This is a genomic window from Enterobacter sp. DVT3837 (genome assembly GCF_056238685.1).
The window spans coordinates 208,527-224,408 of the sequence record NZ_JBWDLA010000001.1; the positions used below are offsets into that span (position 1 = coordinate 208,527).

Below are 15,882 nucleotides of genomic sequence, written 5' to 3' on the forward strand. Positions count from 1 at the left end.
CAGGATGAGAATAACCATGTCAATTTATAAGTCCCCTCTGAATCAGGATGTTCTCACTGCCGCACGGGAGCGAATAAAATGGACTCTCGAGCATTTACCCAGGACCTGCGTCTCTTTTTCGGGGGGTAAAGACTCCACCGTCATGCTTCATCTTGTTGCCCGGCAGGCACGTCTGATGAAAACCAAAATAGATGTGCTCTTTATCGACTGGGAAGCACAATTTTCCCATACCATCACCCATGTTGAACATATGCGCGAACTGTACAGCGATGTTATTGACCATTTCTGGTGGGTGGCGCTTCCCCTGACAACGCAAAATTCGCTGTCACAATTCCAGCCGGAATGGCAATGCTGGGAACCCGGTACCCGTTGGGTTCGCCAGCCACCAGAAGATGCGATAACCGATCCCAACTATTTTCCTTTCTACCAGCCAGGAATGACGTTTGAGACCTTTGTCCGCTGTTTCTCCGACTGGTACTCATGCAATCGCCCGGCCGCCGTGCTGATTGGTATTCGCGCCGATGAGTCTTACAACCGTTTTCTGGCTATCGCTTCGGCACGTAAGCAGCGGTTTGCAGATGATAAACCCTGGACGAGCGTCGCACCGGGTGGACACGCCTGGTATATCTACCCTCTCTACGACTGGAAAACCGCCGATATCTGGACCTGGTTCGCCGAATCGGGATGTTGTTATAACCCGCTCTATGACCTGATGTTCCAGGCTGGGGTGCCGCTTCGCTATATGCGCATCTGTGAACCCTTTGGCCCGGAGCAACGCCAGGGGTTGTGGCTCTACCATGTTGTTGAGCCTGAACGCTGGGCGGCCATGTGTGAACGGGTAAGCGGCGTGCGCAGCGGAGGGATCTATGCCGGTCACGATAACCATTTTTATGGTCACAGGAAAATCCTCAAACCCGAACACCTTTGCTGGCGCGAATATGCCATGCTGCTCCTCGACAGCATGCCGCAAAATACAGCAGAACATTACCGCAATAAAATCGCCATTTACCTGCACTGGTATCAGAAGAGGGGTATGGCCGATATTCCCGATACGCAGGACGGTGATATCGGCTCCAGAGACATCCCTTCATGGCGCCGTATCTGCAAGGTTTTACTCAATAACGATTACTGGTGCAGGGCGTTGTCATTCAGCCCTAATAAGCCCAAATATTATCAACGCTACAGCGACAGAATGAAGGCTAAACGCAAGGAGTGGGGCATTTTATGCGACAAAGAATAATTACCGAGATGGAAACGTATCTTCAGTCACTTCCCGAAGAGGAGCGAATTAATGCCATAAATGCATTTCGTGAAGCAATACATCGAAACAGCCCTTTTCGCGAGCAACCTATAGACTGTGTCCTCTGGATTAGGCAGGACGCGATTACCGCCAACGATTACAACCCCAATAATGTTGCACCTCCTGAAAAGCGGCTGCTCAGTCAATCGCTGGAACTTGATGGATTCACCCAACCTATCGTGGTAACAGAAAGTGAACCGCAGCACTACGAAATCGTGGATGGTTTTCATCGCCATGAAATCGGCACCCATCGGGCGGCACTAAAGCATCAGCTCAAGGGATACCTACCCGTCACCTGCCTGCGCCAGGACCGACAGGATAAAAATAACCGTATGGCCGCAACCATTCGTCACAACCGGGCGCGTGGTCGACACCAGATCAATGCCATGTCAGACATCGTCCGTGAACTGGCACAGCTTGGCTGGAATGATGAGAAAATTAGCAAAGAGCTCGGTATGGACAGCGACGAGGTCCTGCGTCTCAAGCAAATCAACGGTCTGCTGGAACTGTTTGCAGACCGTCGTTACTCAGAAGCCTGGACGGTAAAATAATCAGAGTGTGTTCAGGCGCTCTGCAGCCGCCAGTAGCGTCGATTCCTGCTTTGCGAAGCAAAGGCGGATAAGTTTATGCGGGAAGGGATCGGCGCAGAAAACCGACAGAGGAATGGCAGCCACACCTACCTCTTTTGTCAACCACTTGCAGAAACTCACATCATCCAGATCCGAAATAGCACTGTAATCTGCCAGCAGGAAGTACGTACCTTCAGACGGTAAAATTTCCAGACGGCTTTTACTCAGCGCATTCACAAACAGATCCCGACGTTCACGATAGAAATCGGGCAGATCGCGATAATGCTCTGGTTCTGCTCGCAGCATATCCGCCAGTGCCAGTTGAGCCGGCGTGTTCACCGCAAACGTCAGGTACTGGTGCACTTTACGCAATTCAGCACTGATGGCTGCCGGTGCCACGCAGTAGCCCACTTTCCAGCCTGTCATATGGTAAGTTTTACCGAATGACGAGACGGCGATCGCCCGCTCGCGAAGCTGCGGATGGGCCAGCACGCTGGCGTGCCCTTCTTCGGCAAAGCAGATGTGCTCGTAGACTTCATCGCTCAGCACGTAAATTTCACGGTCACCAATGGCCTGCCACAGCGCCGCGAAATCAGCTTTCTGCCACACCGTCGCAGACGGGTTATGCGGTGTATTCAGAATCACCAGGCGAGTTTTTTCGCTCAGCAGCCCCTCAAATGCCTGCCAGTCTGGGCGGAAATGCGGTGGCTGGAGCGCAACACGTTTCACCACGCCGCCGGAAAGTTCAACCGCAGGCGCATAGCTGTCGTAGCTCGGGTCAAAGCAGATAACCTCATCGCCCGTACGCACCAGCGCAGTAATAGCCGCATACAGCGCTTCGGTCGCCCCGGCGGTTACCGTAATGTCGCTGGCCGCATCGGGCTTATAGCCATATAACTCGGCCGTCTTGTCCGCAATGGCGTCCCGCAGCGCCTGTACGCCCGTCATCGGCGCATACTGATTCGCCCCCTGTGCAACATGGTACGCCAGACGTTCCTGCAGAAAAGCCGGGCCGTCAAAATCCGGGAACCCTTGCGAAAGATTAATGGCGTTATGTTGCTGCGCCAGCGCACTCATCTGCGTGAAGATGGTGGTGCCAAGATTGGGAAGTTTACTCTGCGGAATCAATGCGTTGTTGCTCATTCTAGTGTGCCTGCTTGTAATACTTATGTTGCTGCCACTATAACACGATGTTAGTCTTTGGCAATCAAGACGCTTAGACGTCTAAACCATATCCATATTCCTGTCCGGGAGGGCAAAAGGAAAATGACAGACAACCTGCAACTCACACACCTGGTCGATGCCTGCCGCTGGATTGGCGCCAAAGGCTGGGCGCCTGCTACCGGCGGTAATATGTCGGTACGTCAGGACGCGCAGCATTGCTGGCTCAGTGAGTCCGGCAAAGATAAAGGCAGCCTCACCACAGACGATTTTTTGCAGGTGGAGATCGCCACCAATCGTGCACCGTCGGGCCGTAAGCCGTCAGCAGAAACCGGCCTCCATACGCTGATTTACCGCCTGTTCCCGGAGGCCAACGCGGTGCTGCATGTCCACACCGTCAACGCCACGGTGTTATCCCGTCTGGTCAAAGAAGCCGAGCTGAAAATCAGCGGTTTCGAGATGCAAAAATCCCTTACCGGACAGACCTCGCATCTGGATACCGTCGCTATCCCGGTATTTGACAATGACCAGGATATTGACGCCCTCGCCTCACGAATCGCCCATTACGCTCAGGAACGCCCGCTTAATTATGGTTTTCTTCTGCGCGGCCATGGCTTAACCTGCTGGGGACGTGACGTGGCAGAAGCCCGCCGTCATCTGGAAGGGCTAGAATTCTTATTTGAATGCGAAATGCGTTTACGACAACTGGAGAGAGTATGATTCGCGCAATTGTGACGGATATTGAAGGCACCACCAGCGATATCCGTTTTGTCCACGATGTTTTGTTCCCCTACGCGCGTGAACGGCTGGCGGCCTTCGTGACTGCCCAGCAGTACGCCGAGCCGGTCAACTCCATTCTGGACAATCTGCGTGATGAAATCAGCAACCCGCATGCCAGTACCAGCGAGCTTATCGAGGCCCTGTTTGCCTTTATGGATGAAGATCGCAAATCCACTGCGCTGAAGGCCCTGCAGGGCATCATCTGGCACGACGGCTATGTGAACGGTGACTTTACCGGCCATCTCTACCCGGACGTGCTGCCTGCGCTGGAAAAATGGAAAGCGCAAGGCATTGATCTTTATGTTTATTCCTCTGGCTCCGTTGCTGCGCAGAAACTGTTATTTGGCTACAGCGACGAAGGTGATATTACTCATCTGTTCAGCGGTTATTTTGATACCCACATTGGTGCCAAGCGCGACGTGCAGTCTTATCAGAACATTGCGACGCAAACGGGTATTGCCCCGTCGCAGATCCTGTTCCTGTCGGATATTCATCAGGAGCTGGACGCCGCTGAACAGGCAGGCTTTCGCACCCTGCAACTGATTCGTGGTGATGATGACGGCGCAAGCCATCACCATCAGGTACACCAGTTCGACGAGATTAATCCGGAGCAGATCCCTTCATGAGCGCATTAACCATTTATTCCGATAAAGACGCCAGTCAACACCAGTGGCACAGCACCAACGCAGCCGAGATCGCCCAGCAGCTCAACGCCAAAGGCGTGCGGTTTGAACGCTGGGCTGCGGATCGTGATTTAGGCCGCGACCCTGCGCCGGAAGCCGTGATCGAGGCGTATCAGCATGCCATCGACAAGCTGGTGGCGGAGAAAGGTTATCAGAGCTGGGACGTGATCAGCCTGCGCGCCGACAACCCGCAGAAAGAGGCGCTGCGCGCGAAGTTCCTGAATGAACACACCCACGGCGAAGATGAAGTGCGTTTCTTCGTGGAAGGTGCTGGGCTGTTCTGCCTGCACATTGGCGATGAGGTGTATCAGGTGCTGTGCGAGAAAAACGACCTGATTTCCGTACCCGCTGGCACGCCCCACTGGTTTGATATGGGTTCAGAGCCGAACTTTACGGCGATCCGTATTTTCGATAACCCGGAGGGATGGATTGCGCAGTTTACCGGTGATGCCATTGCAGATGCGTATCCGAAACTCGCATGACGCAGCAGTTTACTCCCTCTCCCATTGGGAGAGGGCCGGGGTGAGGGCATCAGCGCGCACTATGTGTTGAGCCCCTTCACATACGCCACCAGTTGATCCAGCACAATCCCCCACCCTTCGTGGAAGCCCATCTGCTCGTGCTGTTCACGGATTTCCGCCGTGGGATGGCGGGCAATCGCGGTGTAACGGGTTTTGCCCTCTCCCGCATCTTCCAGCAGCAGGATTGCTGTCATAAAGGGTTTTTCTGCCGGTTTCCAGTCTTCGGTGTAACCATCGGTAAAGACCAGCTTCCTGCCCGGGTCGATTTCCAGAAAGACGCCCTTGTTGTCCATCCGTTGTCCATCCACCTCAAAGACCGTGTTGAACCGTCCGCCCACGCGCAGGTCGAGGTCGCATTCGGTCACTTTATGAGGGACAGGGATAAAGAAATTTTTGATGTGTTCCGGTGTGGTCCAGCAGAGCCACAGCAGGTCGCGTGGTGCATCCACCACGCGTTCCAGTTTTAGGTCTGTGTTGGGATCAAGCTTCACGATTCTGTCCTCTAAAGGGAAACCCTTAAAGGATAGCCAGGCTCAGGCAAATTGCCCCTTTGCCACGTCCTCTGGCATCACTACGCCGGTATCCAGCACCCATCCACTAATAAGCGATGCAGGCGTAACGTCAAACGCCGGGTTATAAACCCGTGCGTTTTCCGGTGCCCACTGCACCGCGCCAAAACTTCCCGCGACACCCGTCACTTCGCTGGCGGCTCGCTGTTCTATTGGGATAGCTTCGCCGTTTGGGCAATCCGGGTCGAGCGTGGTTTGCGGAGCGGCCACGTAGAACGGAATGCCGTGGAATTTCGCCAGCACCGCCAGCGAGTAAGTGCCGATTTTGTTCGCCACGTCACCGTTAGCGGCAATGCGGTCTGCACCTACCCATACGGCGTCTACCAGCCCTTTTGCCATCAGACTCGCGGCCATGGAATCGGTAATCAGCTGATACGGTACCCCCAGCTCACCCAGCTCCCATGCGGTCAACCTTCCGCCTTGCAACAGAGGACGCGTTTCATCCACCCAGACGTTGCTGATCTTACCTTCCTGATGAGCACGGGCAATCACCCCAAGCGCCGTACCAACGCCTGCCGTTGCCAGCCCGCCGGTGTTGCAGTGGGTCAGCAGGCGGCTGCCGGGTTTAACCAACGCACTACCGGCTTTCGCAATGGCCTCGCAAAGCTGTTTATCTTCGTCGATCAGACGCAGCGCTTCCGCCACCAGCGCCGAAACAAAATCTTCCTGCCATAGCGCCAGCTTCATGCGGTCGAGGTTGTTCATCAGATTCACCGCCGTGGGGCGGGAGGCGCGCAGTGTCTCCAGTGCCAGTGCAAGTTCGTCTCGACTTTTGCCGTTTTCAGCCAGCAGCGCCAGCAGCAGGCTTGCAGAGAGACCAATCAGCGGCGCGCCGCGCACCCGCAGGGCGTGAATATGCCCCACCAGCAACTCTACCGTAGAGGCGTCCAGCCAGCGTTTCTCCTGCGGAAGCGCCTGCTGATCGAGAATAAATAGCTGATTTTCCGCCACCCGCAGGCTGGTCGTCTGTAATGTCTGCATGTCGTTAATTCTCTGTTGCGTTGATGTAGCACATTGTGTCAGGATGAAATCCAGAAGTATAGACGTCTACATGTCTTTATTAGCAAACCCGTGAGGAGCAGCAATGTCGCAATACCGTACCTTTACCGCCCAGGACGCCGTGGAGTATGCAAAGCAGTTTGGCGGCCTTGACGATCCCTCCTCACTGGTCGAAGCGCAGGAAGTGGGCGACGGCAACCTCAATCTGGTGTTCAAAATTTTCGATACCCAGGGCGAGAGCCGCATCATCGTGAAACAGGCCCTGCCTTACGTCCGCTGTGTTGGCGAGTCCTGGCCGCTGACGCTGGATCGCGCCCGTCTTGAAGCGCAAACCCTCGTCGAGCATTACCAGCATAGCCCGCAGCACACCGTGAAAATCCACCACTTCGACCCGGCACTGGCGGTGATGGTGATGGAAGATCTCTCCAGCCATAACATCTGGCGCGGCGAGTTGATTAATAACCGCTACTACCCGCAGGCCGCGCGCCAACTGGGGGAATATCTCGCGCACACGCTGTTCCACACCAGCGATTTCTATCTGCACCCGCACGATAAAAAAGCACAGGTGGCAAAGTTCATTAACCCGGAGATGTGCGAAATCACTGAAGATCTGTTCTTCAACGATCCGTACCAGATCCACGAGCGCAACAACTACCCTGCCGAGCTGGAAAACGACGTTGCTGCTCTGCGTGAAGATGCTCAGCTAAAAATCGCGGTGGCGTCACTCAAGCACCGTTTCTTCTCCCACGCTGAAGCGCTGCTTCACGGCGATATTCACAGCGGCTCGATTTTCGTGGCAGACGGTAGCCTGAAGGCCATCGACGCCGAGTTCGGTTACTTCGGTCCGATTGGCTTTGATGTCGGCACCGCCATCGGCAACCTGCTGCTGAACTTCTGCGGCCTGCCTGGGCATCTGGGTATTCGCGATGCCGCTGCCGCCCGGGAGCAGCGTCTGACGGATATTCAGGAGCTGTGGACGACCTTCGCTGAACGCTTCCAGGCGCTGGCAAACGAGAAAGCCCGCGACACCGCGCTCAGCACACCGGGCTACGCCTCCGCGTTCCTGAAAAAGGTCTGGCATGACGCCATCGGGTTCTGCGGCACCGAGCTGATTCGCCGCAGCGTCGGGCTTTCCCACGTGGCGGATATCGACACCATTCAGGACGACGCCATGCGCCACGAATGCCTGCGCCACGCCATTACGCTCGGCAGAGCGTTGATTGTGCTTGCCGAGCGCATCGACAGTGCGGAAGAGCTGGTGGCAAGGGTGCGTCAGTACAGCTAAGTTTCTCCCTCTCCCTGTGGGAGAGGGGCAAAACCTACCCCAGATACTCAATCACCGACAACCCGCCGTTATAATCCGTGCTGTAGATAATCCCCTGCGCGTCCACAAAGACATCGCAGGACTGGATCACCTGCGGGCGATTCGGCCGCGTATCCATCATCTTCGTCGGCGCGGCAGGCACCAGCGCTCCGGTTTCTACCGGACGGTACGGATTGGAGATGTCATACGCGCGCACACCCGCATTCTGATACGTGGCAAAAATCAGCGTTGAACTGACGAAGCTCCCCGGCCGGTTCTCGTGCAGATTATGCGGGCCGAAGTGCGCCCCTTTCGCCACGTAATCAATCTCATCCGGCTGCGGGAAGGTCGAAATACTCACTGGGTTCGCTGGCTCGCGAATATCAAACAACCAGATCAGCTTCTCACCGTCTTCCTGGTTATCCAACACCGCTTCGTCGAGCACCACCAGCAGATCGCGGTCCGGCAACGGCAGCGCAGTGTGGGTGCCGCCACCAAACGGCGGGCTCCAGTTACGGTGGCTAATCAGCTTCGGCTGGGTGCGGTCTTTCACGTCCAACAACGTCAGCCCGCCATCACGCCAGCTACCGTAGGCCGTGTCCCCGGCGATGATCGCGTGGTGCAGCGCGTAGCGTTTGCCTTCCGGCCACTCCGGCTGCTCGCCTTCGGCCTGGTTCATCCCCGGCAGCCACCAGCGCCCCGCCACCTCGGGCTTGCGCGGATCGGCCAGATCGATGGTCAGAAAGATGTAATCGGTAAAACCATCGATCAGCGCCGAGACGTAAGCCCAGCGCCCGCCGACGTACCAGATGCGGTGAATACCGATACCGTTCAGTGACAGAAAACCGATTTCGCGCGGCTTGTCCGGTATGGAAATATCAAATACCCGCAGCCCGGCGCTCCAGCCTTTATCCCGAACATCGCTGACGGTCTCCCCCACCTGACGGGTGTAGTAGACCTTCTCGTCGGCGAAACGGGCATCGGCAAACAGATCGCGGGCGTTAATCACCAGCAGCAGGTCGTCGTGTGCCTGCAAATGAACGTTCCAGGTACCCGGCGGCGCAGGCACGTAGCCTGCGGCTTTTGGGTTTTTCGGGTCACGCACGTCCACAATCGAAAACCCTTGCGACACCATATGGCCAATATAGGCAAAACCGCGATGCACCATCAGCTGCACGCCGTCCGGGCGACCGCCCTGGTCGCTATGGCCAATCAGCCGCATATTGCGGCTGTAATCAGGCGCGGGCAGAACACTCATTTATGTTTCGCTTCCAGCGTCGCAAACCACGGCGCGATAAAATCTTCGGTCTGGCCCCAGCCCGGAATAATTTTACCCAGAGACGCCACGTTCACCGCGCCCGGCTGGGCGGTCAACAGCGCCTGCGGGATCGCCGCAGCTTTGAAGTCGTAGGTTGCTGGCGTCGCTTCACCGGCAATCTTGTTCGCCACCAGACGCACGTTGGTGGCACCAATCAGCTTCGGATCGACTGCCACGCTCACTTTCCACGGACTGCCCGGTTCACGCATCAGCTGGAGATCCTGGTTGGAGATATCGATGCTGTAGAGTTTGATTTCGGTGCGGCCATTCTCTTTCAGGGCTTTATACGCACCCTGACTGAACGCATCCCAGGTTCCCCAGATGGCGTCGATTTTACCTTTCGGGTATTTCGCCAGAATCGCACCCACTTTGTTGGCCGTGTCGCCCTGCACGTCAGAAGACACTGCGCCAATGGATTCCAGCTCTTTGATATCCGGGTACTGCTTTTGCAGCTCTTTATACGCGGCCTGACGGCGTTCCATTGGCGGGAAGCCAGCCACCCACAGCTTGACGATGTTGGCTTTGCCGTTGAAATCTTTCGCCAGCTGGCCGAAGGAGAGATTTGTCAGAGAGGCATCATCCTGCTGGGTGACGGTCACGCCCGGGATCTCGCCGTTAACGGCGGTATCAAACACCGAAACCTTAATCCCGGCATCCACCGCTTTCTTCACCAGCGCCGTCGAATACGGATCGCGGCCCTGAGAGAGGATGATCCCGTCATACTTCTGGCTAATCGCCTGGTTCACAAAGTCCTGGAATTTGGCGTCATCACCGTTGCTTAAAAAGGTGCTGACCTTAAAGCCGAGCTTTTTCCCTTCCTGAATGGCACCGGCGACAAACTGGGTAGTGTTGTCGTCGGAGCCGAGGTTGCGGATCACGGCAATGCGGATCGGGCCTTCGTGGTTTGCAATGGCTGCCGGAACTGGCGCCGGCGTCGCCGCATAGCCTGGCAGTGCAGTCAATAACCCTAATGCCACCAAAGAGAGTGCGATTTTTTTCATTCTGTTATCCCGTTGTGTTGTTATAAATCGTTAGCGTTTTTGTATGTAGGTAATCGCCAGCGCTACGGCAAGCACCAGCCCTTTTATAATGTCCATGGCGTAGTACGGCACCGACAGCATCACCAGTCCGTTCGACAGCACACCAAGGATCACCGCCCCAACCAGTGTCCCGAGCGCGTTCGGTTTGCCGGAGCCTGCCAGCGAGAAACCGATCCACGCGGCCGCCACCGCATCCATCAGATAGCCCCCGCCCGCATTCACCTGCGACGAGCCAATGCGTGACGCCAGCAAAATGCCGCCGAGTCCAGCCAGCAAAGAGGCAATCACGTATGCCGCCACCTTGTAGCGCGTGGTGCGAATACCAGAGAGACGCGCCGCTTCAGGGTTACCCCCAATGGCATACATGCGTCGACCGTGGGTGGTCAGCGAAAGGCCAAGCTGGGCCACAATGGTCACCACCAGCATAATGATCACGATGGTTGGCACCTGCCCCAGCAGGCTGAACGACGCCGGAATGGTTCCTTCCGCCATGTCGCCGCTCGGCAGCACCATATTTTCAGTGATCGACCCGCCATAGCTGTAGGTCATCGCTACCCCCTGAATCACGAACAGGCTGGCAAGCGTAGCCAGCATGTCCGGAATTCGCAGGATGACGATCAGAAAGGCATTGAACAGCCCCACCAGCGTACAGAGCGCAAGGGTGATCAGAATCGACTCGGTGGTGCCGAAGCCGTGCCAGACGAAAAGCGAAATCACCAGTGCGTTCGCCAGCGACGCAGTTGACCCAACGGAGAGATCAAACCCGCCGATGGTCAGCGAAATCGACACGCCAATGGCAATCACCGTCACGATGGCAATCGAGCGCAGAATGTTGATGATGTTGTTCGGATCGAGGAAGCTGTCCGACGCCAGGCCAAAGACGGCCACCAGCGCGACAACGGTCAACAGCATGCCCCACTTGTAGAGAAAATCGAAAATCTGCTGACGGCCAGACGCCGCCGCGTTCACTGAAAGGGCCTTGCTCACGACGCCGTTCCTCCGGTTGAATAATAAAGTAGTGTCTCTTCGCGGGCCTCGGCCCCGGCGATTTCCGCCACGATGCGTCCGTCCCACAGCACGCAGATGCGGTCACACAAGCCCACCAGCTCGGCAAATTCACCGGAGGCATAAATGACGCCTTTGCCCTCGCGGGCCAGGCCGTCAATGAGCTGGAACAGATCGGTTTTGGCTTTCACATCCACGCCTTTGGTCGGCTCGTCGAATATCAGCACGCTGGCGTCATTGCGCAGCCACTTGCCGATGGCGACCTTCTGCTGGTTCCCACCGGACAAGCGGCGCAACATCTGCCCCGGCCCGCGCGCTCGTACACCTACGCGGGCAATCACCTCTTCCGCCCAGCGCCACGCCTGGCGATGGCCAAACAGGCTCCAGCGCGAAAAAGAGTTATCCGCCGTCACCGACAGATTCATGCTTACCGGCTCATCAATAAAGATGCCCTCTTTGCGTCGTTCTTCCGGCACCAGCGCCAGACCGCGCAGTACCGAATCTGCCGGGTCTCGCGGCTGCCAGGATTCATGATTCAGCTCACCGCGCGCCACGCGGCTTTTGCTGGCGCCAAACAGCGCCTTGCAGAGTTCGGTCTTGCCTGCGCCCGCCAGCCCGGCAATGCCGAGAATTTCGCCTTTACGCAGGTGCAGGGAGATATCTTTCAGCAGCGCTTCATCGTGCAACCCCTCAACCCGCAGCAGCGTTTCTTCACTGTGTGGAGGCCGCGCAGGCGGGTAGATATCGCTCAGCACGTGACCGAGCATTTTCTCGACGATCGCTTCGCCGCTGAGCTCCGCCATCGGACCTGACTCAATCAGCTTGCCGTCCCGCAGCACCGTTAAGGTGTCGCAGATAGCTTTCAGTTCATGAATGCGATGGGAGATAAACACCACGCCGATGCCCTGCTGCTGCAGGCGTTTCACCACCGTGAACAGACGCTCGCTTTCATGGGTATCCAGCGGGGCGGTTGGCTCGTCGAGGATCAAAAAACGGCAGTGGTGCGACAGCGCGCGCGCCAGCAAAATTTGTTGTTTTTCAGCAAGGGTGCAGCTATCGATTGAGCGGCGTACATCCAGCGTCACATCCAGCTGCGCCAGCGCCTGGCGCGCCTGCTGGCGAATAGCACGCCAGTGGTAGCCATGCCCCGGCTGTGCCAGCTGATCGAGCATAATGTTTTCAGCAATGCTTAAGCCCGGGATCAGCGCCACGTCCACTTCCTGCTGCACCAGGTGAATGCCCAGCCGTTTGGCGTCAAGCGGCTCGCGGATTGTCACCGGCTGGTTGTTTATGCAGATCTCGCCTTCATAATGATCGTGCGTCCCACACAGCACCGCCATCAGCGTCGATTTTCCTGCACCATTAGCACCGGTCAGCGCGTGTACGGTTCCGCCGATCAGCGTGAAATCCACGCGCGACAGCGCCTGAAAGCCAGAAAAGGCCAGGCTGATACCGCGCATCTCAAGGCGACTGGAAACCATCCGCGTTAAATCCTTCATTAATATTCTGATTTATTGAATTTTTCACAGCTCCGGTTGACTGACAACGACGGAAAAGGCATAAGATAAAGCAAAATATTATTAGCCATCTGGATGTCCAGACATAACATCAGGTTAGCGCTTCCTAAAATTAAGGACAACACCATGAGCAATACCGATATCCGCGTCGTTCCAGGCCCGGCGAACTACTTCTCACACCCCGGCAGCCTTGCGCATCTGAATGATTTCTTTACCCCAGAGCAGCTTTCCCGCGCGGTGTGGATTTACGGCGAACGCGCCATTGAGGGAGCCCGTCCTTTCCTGCCAGAGAGTTTTAACGCCGCGGGCGCAAAACATCTGTTGTTTAAGGGCCACTGTAGCGAGCGGGATGTTACCCATCTGGTGAATGAATCAGGCGATGACCGCAGCGTAGTGATTGGCGTTGGCGGCGGGGCGTTGCTCGATACCGCCAAAGCCGTGGCGCGCCGTCTGGGTGTGCCAGTGGTTGCCATTCCAACCATCGCCGCCACCTGTGCCGCATGGACGCCGCTTTCCGTCTGGTATAACGATGCGGGTCAGGCACTGCAGTTCGAAATCTTCGATGATGCCAATTTCCTGGTGCTGGTGGAGCCGAAAATCATCCTGAATGCTCCGGCGGAATACCTGCTGGCGGGCATCGGCGATACGCTGGCGAAATGGTATGAAGCGGTCGTGCTGGCACCACAGCCTGAAAACCTGCCGCTGACCGTGCGTCTTGGGATCAACGGCGCACTGGCTATTCGTGACGTACTGCTGGAACGCAGCGAAGAGGCGCTGGCTGACCAGCAGCACGGTAAACAGACGCAGGCGTTCAGGGACGTGGTGGACGCGATTATCGCCGGTGGTGGGATGGTCGGCGGTCTGGGCGAGCGCTATACCCGTGTAGCGGCTGCGCATGCCGTACATAACGGGTTAACCGTGTTACCGCAAACCGAAAAATATCTGCATGGCACCAAAGTGGCGTACGGCATTCTGGTGCAAAGTGCCCTTCTCGGCCAGGACGATGTGCTGGCGCAACTGGTGGCGGCGTATCAGCGCTTTAATCTGCCAACCACGCTGCGTGAGCTGGAAGTGGATATCCACAACCGTGAAGAGCTGGACAAGGTGATTGCTCATACCCTGCGTCCGGTGGAGTCGATTCACTATTTGCCGGTTACGCTCACGCCTGAAGTTCTGCGCACTGCGTTTGAGAAGGTGGAATCCTTCAGCCGTTAATCTCCCGAACCGTCTATACCTAATGATGATTCTCACCACTTTCGCAACGAGGTCATCATGCAGATCGATTTAACAGGTAAGAGGGCGCTGGTTACCGGCGCCAGCCGTGGATTGGGTCGTGCGATTGCGCTGTCACTGGCACGCGCCGGTGCCGATGTAGTTATTACGTATGAAAAATCCTATGATAAAGCCCATGCCGTCGCCAGTGAGATACAAGCGCTTGGGCGGCGCTGTGAGGCGGTTCAGGCCGACAGCGCCAGCGCCGAGGCCATTCAGGAGGCCGTGACTCACGCGGCGCGTACCCTCGGAGGCCTGGATATCCTTGTGAACAACGCCGGGATTGCGCGCGGTGGCCCGCTGGAAGCCCTGACGATTGCGGATATTGACGCGATGATTAACGTCAATATTCGTGGCGTGGTGCTCACGACTCAGGAAGCGCTGGTGCATATGTCCGACGGCGGGCGCATTATCAATATCGGCAGTTGTCTCGCTAACCGGGTGGCGATGCCCGGTATCGCCGTTTACGCCATGACCAAATCCGCCCTCAACTCTTTCACCCGAGGACTGGCCCGCGATCTGGGACCACGAGGGATTACCGTTAATCTTGTCCATCCAGGCCCGACAAACAGCGATATGAACCCCGAGGACGGTGAACAGGCTGAAGCCCAGCGCCAGATGATTGCCATTGGTCATTACGGTCAACCTGAGGACATTGCCGCCGCCGTGACCTTCCTGGCGAGCCCGGCAGCCGGACAGATCTCCGGCACAGGGCTGGATGTTGACGGCGGTTTGAACGCCTGATCGCACACATGATGCAAGCCTCTGTCGTCCGGCAGAGGCCTTTTCGAGCAGCTTCGACGATTCGCGTTTTGCCGCTTTCTCCCGTTATTTCTCCGCTCTACAGTACCCCATAAGAAATTCGGAATTTATCTAATAGTCTTATTATTTCCTTATATTTTGTGTGGGCGTACAGTGGAGGTACGGATGAAAATTGTCTGGTCAAAGAGTGCAGAGAAGCAATTTTCTAAAATCGATACGCGATATCAGAACCGCATTAAATTCAGGCTGGAGAAGATGGATGATAAAACATCACCTGTCGCGGATATCAAAAAATTATCTTCTCCCGAAAACCACTACAGGTTGCGATTCGGTGATTACAGGGTCATTTACACCTTCGGGGATCCGCCGGGTGATATCTGCTACGTAGTCGCGGTAAAACGCCGGACAACCACCACCTACCTTCATGAGGAGCATACGGAATATGACTGTTCAGTTCATAAAGGATGAAGAAGGAAAAAAACAGTATGTTGTCATTCCTTATAGTGAATATTTTCGCATGCGCTTAGCCACACTTGAGTATGACGACGAGGATGAAAACGACTGGGAAGACATCCCCTATGAATCAGATATCTACGATAACGTAGGTTTACCGGGAGAAGTGTGCGACGTCATGCATAACGAGAACGTCAGCCTGCAGGCCGCGTGGCGTATCCTGCGCGGGTTATCCCAGCAAGAGGTGGCGGAAAAACTCGGCATCACCCAGTCCGCCGTGTCACAGCTGGAAGCCCTGGACTCCCGTCCGCAAAAACGCACTCGCGAAAAACTCGCGGCAATTTATGGCTGCAAGCAGGAGCAAATCAGCCTCTATTTACCGAAAGAGGGTTAACAGCACTTCGCGCCGCCCTTGCCGCCGTAGCGGGCATCCTGGCGATCGCGGAAAAATTCTTCGTAGGTCATCGGCGTCTGGTCGGGATGGGTGACGCGCATATGCTCGACGTAGTTGTCGTAGTCCGGCACGCCAATCATCATTTTGGCGGCTTGTCCCAGGTACTTACCTGCTTTGGAAAGGGTGTCGAACATAATTCAGATCTCACAGGAAAAGTAGGCCGGGTAAGGCGAAAC

18 protein-coding genes are annotated in these 15,882 nt (G+C 56.2%); 10 read left to right on the forward strand and 8 right to left on the reverse strand.

Features of this window, described 5'->3' with window-relative positions:
* The first annotated feature begins 16 nt into the window (after positions 1-16).
* Both AC0XWG_RS01010 and AC0XWG_RS01015 read left to right on the forward strand, forming a co-directional pair.
* The gene (locus tag AC0XWG_RS01010) at positions 17-1,240 is read left to right on the forward strand and encodes a phosphoadenosine phosphosulfate reductase (protein ID WP_134707301.1); all 1,224 of its coding nucleotides are present in this window, start codon (positions 17-19) and stop codon (positions 1,238-1,240) included.
* Positions 1,225-1,851 (forward strand): IbrB-like domain-containing protein, encoded by a 627-nt coding sequence (locus tag AC0XWG_RS01015; protein ID WP_028019492.1) that lies wholly within the window; start codon positions 1,225-1,227, stop codon positions 1,849-1,851. The genes AC0XWG_RS01010 and AC0XWG_RS01015 overlap by 16 nt, the downstream gene beginning before the upstream one ends.
* Here the strand turns inward: AC0XWG_RS01015 and AC0XWG_RS01020 are convergent, their stop codons facing one another.
* Positions 1,852-3,012 (reverse strand): pyridoxal phosphate-dependent aminotransferase, encoded by a 1,161-nt coding sequence (locus AC0XWG_RS01020; protein ID WP_475680283.1) that lies wholly within the window; start codon positions 3,010-3,012, stop codon positions 1,852-1,854.
* Positions 3,013-3,135: 123 nt separating this feature from the next.
* Between AC0XWG_RS01020 and AC0XWG_RS01025 the strand changes: the two genes are divergently transcribed.
* From AC0XWG_RS01025 to AC0XWG_RS01035, 3 genes are read left to right on the forward strand one after another with little or no spacing between them, the layout of a single operon-like run.
* A complete protein-coding gene (locus AC0XWG_RS01025) occupies positions 3,136-3,750 on the forward strand; it encodes a methylthioribulose 1-phosphate dehydratase (protein WP_475680284.1) in 615 nt (204 codons plus the stop codon).
* Positions 3,747-4,436 (forward strand): acireductone synthase, encoded by a 690-nt coding sequence (gene mtnC / locus AC0XWG_RS01030; protein WP_028019495.1) that lies wholly within the window; start codon positions 3,747-3,749, stop codon positions 4,434-4,436. The genes AC0XWG_RS01025 and mtnC overlap by 4 nt, the downstream gene beginning before the upstream one ends.
* Positions 4,433-4,975: a 1,2-dihydroxy-3-keto-5-methylthiopentene dioxygenase gene (locus tag AC0XWG_RS01035; RefSeq protein WP_108090611.1), complete on the forward strand. Its 543-nt coding sequence runs from the start codon at positions 4,433-4,435 to the stop codon at positions 4,973-4,975. The genes mtnC and AC0XWG_RS01035 overlap by 4 nt, the downstream gene beginning before the upstream one ends.
* Before the next feature lie 59 nt (positions 4,976-5,034).
* Here AC0XWG_RS01035 and AC0XWG_RS01040 read toward each other — a convergent pair whose 3' ends face one another.
* Positions 5,035-5,505 (reverse strand): SRPBCC family protein, encoded by a 471-nt coding sequence (locus tag AC0XWG_RS01040; RefSeq protein ID WP_028019497.1) that lies wholly within the window; start codon positions 5,503-5,505, stop codon positions 5,035-5,037.
* Positions 5,506-5,547: 42 nt separating this feature from the next.
* A complete protein-coding gene (gene mtnA / locus AC0XWG_RS01045; protein ID WP_128347791.1) occupies positions 5,548-6,564 on the reverse strand; it encodes an S-methyl-5-thioribose-1-phosphate isomerase in 1,017 nt (338 codons plus the stop codon).
* Positions 6,565-6,667: 103 nt separating this feature from the next.
* Between mtnA and mtnK the strand changes: the two genes are divergently transcribed.
* Positions 6,668-7,867 carry an S-methyl-5-thioribose kinase gene (mtnK, locus tag AC0XWG_RS01050; protein ID WP_475680285.1) on the forward strand — a complete coding sequence of 400 codons (1,200 nt, stop codon included), beginning with the start codon at positions 6,668-6,670 and terminating at the stop codon, positions 7,865-7,867.
* A 34-nt stretch (positions 7,868-7,901) separates the two neighbouring features.
* On the opposite strand, the gene AC0XWG_RS01055 is transcribed toward mtnK, so the two are convergent.
* The 4 genes from AC0XWG_RS01055 to AC0XWG_RS01070 are packed head-to-tail and all read right to left on the reverse strand — an operon-like array spanning position 7,902 to position 12,729.
* Positions 7,902-9,143 (reverse strand): LVIVD repeat-containing protein, encoded by a 1,242-nt coding sequence (locus AC0XWG_RS01055; protein ID WP_128347789.1) that lies wholly within the window; start codon positions 9,141-9,143, stop codon positions 7,902-7,904.
* Positions 9,140-10,204: a sugar ABC transporter substrate-binding protein gene (locus tag AC0XWG_RS01060; RefSeq protein ID WP_128347788.1), complete on the reverse strand. Its 1,065-nt coding sequence runs from the start codon at positions 10,202-10,204 to the stop codon at positions 9,140-9,142. Before AC0XWG_RS01060 ends, AC0XWG_RS01055 begins: the two co-directional genes overlap by 4 nt.
* A gap of 30 nt (positions 10,205-10,234) precedes the next feature.
* Positions 10,235-11,230: an ABC transporter permease gene (locus AC0XWG_RS01065; protein ID WP_028019502.1), complete on the reverse strand. Its 996-nt coding sequence runs from the start codon at positions 11,228-11,230 to the stop codon at positions 10,235-10,237.
* A complete protein-coding gene (locus tag AC0XWG_RS01070) occupies positions 11,227-12,729 on the reverse strand; it encodes a sugar ABC transporter ATP-binding protein (protein ID WP_128347894.1) in 1,503 nt (500 codons plus the stop codon). The genes AC0XWG_RS01065 and AC0XWG_RS01070 overlap by 4 nt, the downstream gene beginning before the upstream one ends.
* Positions 12,730-12,891: 162 nt before the next feature.
* Here AC0XWG_RS01070 and AC0XWG_RS01075 point away from each other — a divergent pair, with 162 nt between their 5' ends.
* The 4 genes from AC0XWG_RS01075 (at position 12,892) to AC0XWG_RS01090 (ending at position 15,646) form a co-directional block, all read left to right on the forward strand.
* Complete coding sequence (locus tag AC0XWG_RS01075) at positions 12,892-13,980, forward strand: oxidoreductase (protein ID WP_407220302.1); 1,089 nt, start codon at positions 12,892-12,894, stop codon at positions 13,978-13,980.
* A 57-nt stretch (positions 13,981-14,037) separates the two neighbouring features.
* Complete coding sequence (locus tag AC0XWG_RS01080) at positions 14,038-14,781, forward strand: SDR family NAD(P)-dependent oxidoreductase (RefSeq protein WP_049008033.1); 744 nt, start codon at positions 14,038-14,040, stop codon at positions 14,779-14,781.
* Positions 14,782-14,964: 183 nt separating this feature from the next.
* The gene (locus AC0XWG_RS01085; RefSeq protein ID WP_114978065.1) at positions 14,965-15,267 is read left to right on the forward strand and encodes a type II toxin-antitoxin system RelE family toxin; all 303 of its coding nucleotides are present in this window, start codon (positions 14,965-14,967) and stop codon (positions 15,265-15,267) included.
* On the forward strand, positions 15,242-15,646 hold the full coding sequence (locus AC0XWG_RS01090; RefSeq protein WP_028019507.1) for a helix-turn-helix domain-containing protein: 405 nt from the start codon (positions 15,242-15,244) through the stop codon (positions 15,644-15,646). Before AC0XWG_RS01085 ends, AC0XWG_RS01090 begins: the two co-directional genes overlap by 26 nt.
* On the opposite strand, the gene AC0XWG_RS01095 is transcribed toward AC0XWG_RS01090, so the two are convergent.
* Complete coding sequence (locus AC0XWG_RS01095) at positions 15,643-15,840, reverse strand: YbdD/YjiX family protein (protein WP_006177086.1); 198 nt, start codon at positions 15,838-15,840, stop codon at positions 15,643-15,645. The genes AC0XWG_RS01090 and AC0XWG_RS01095 overlap by 4 nt on opposite strands.
* Between the last annotated feature and the right edge of the window lie 42 nt (positions 15,841-15,882).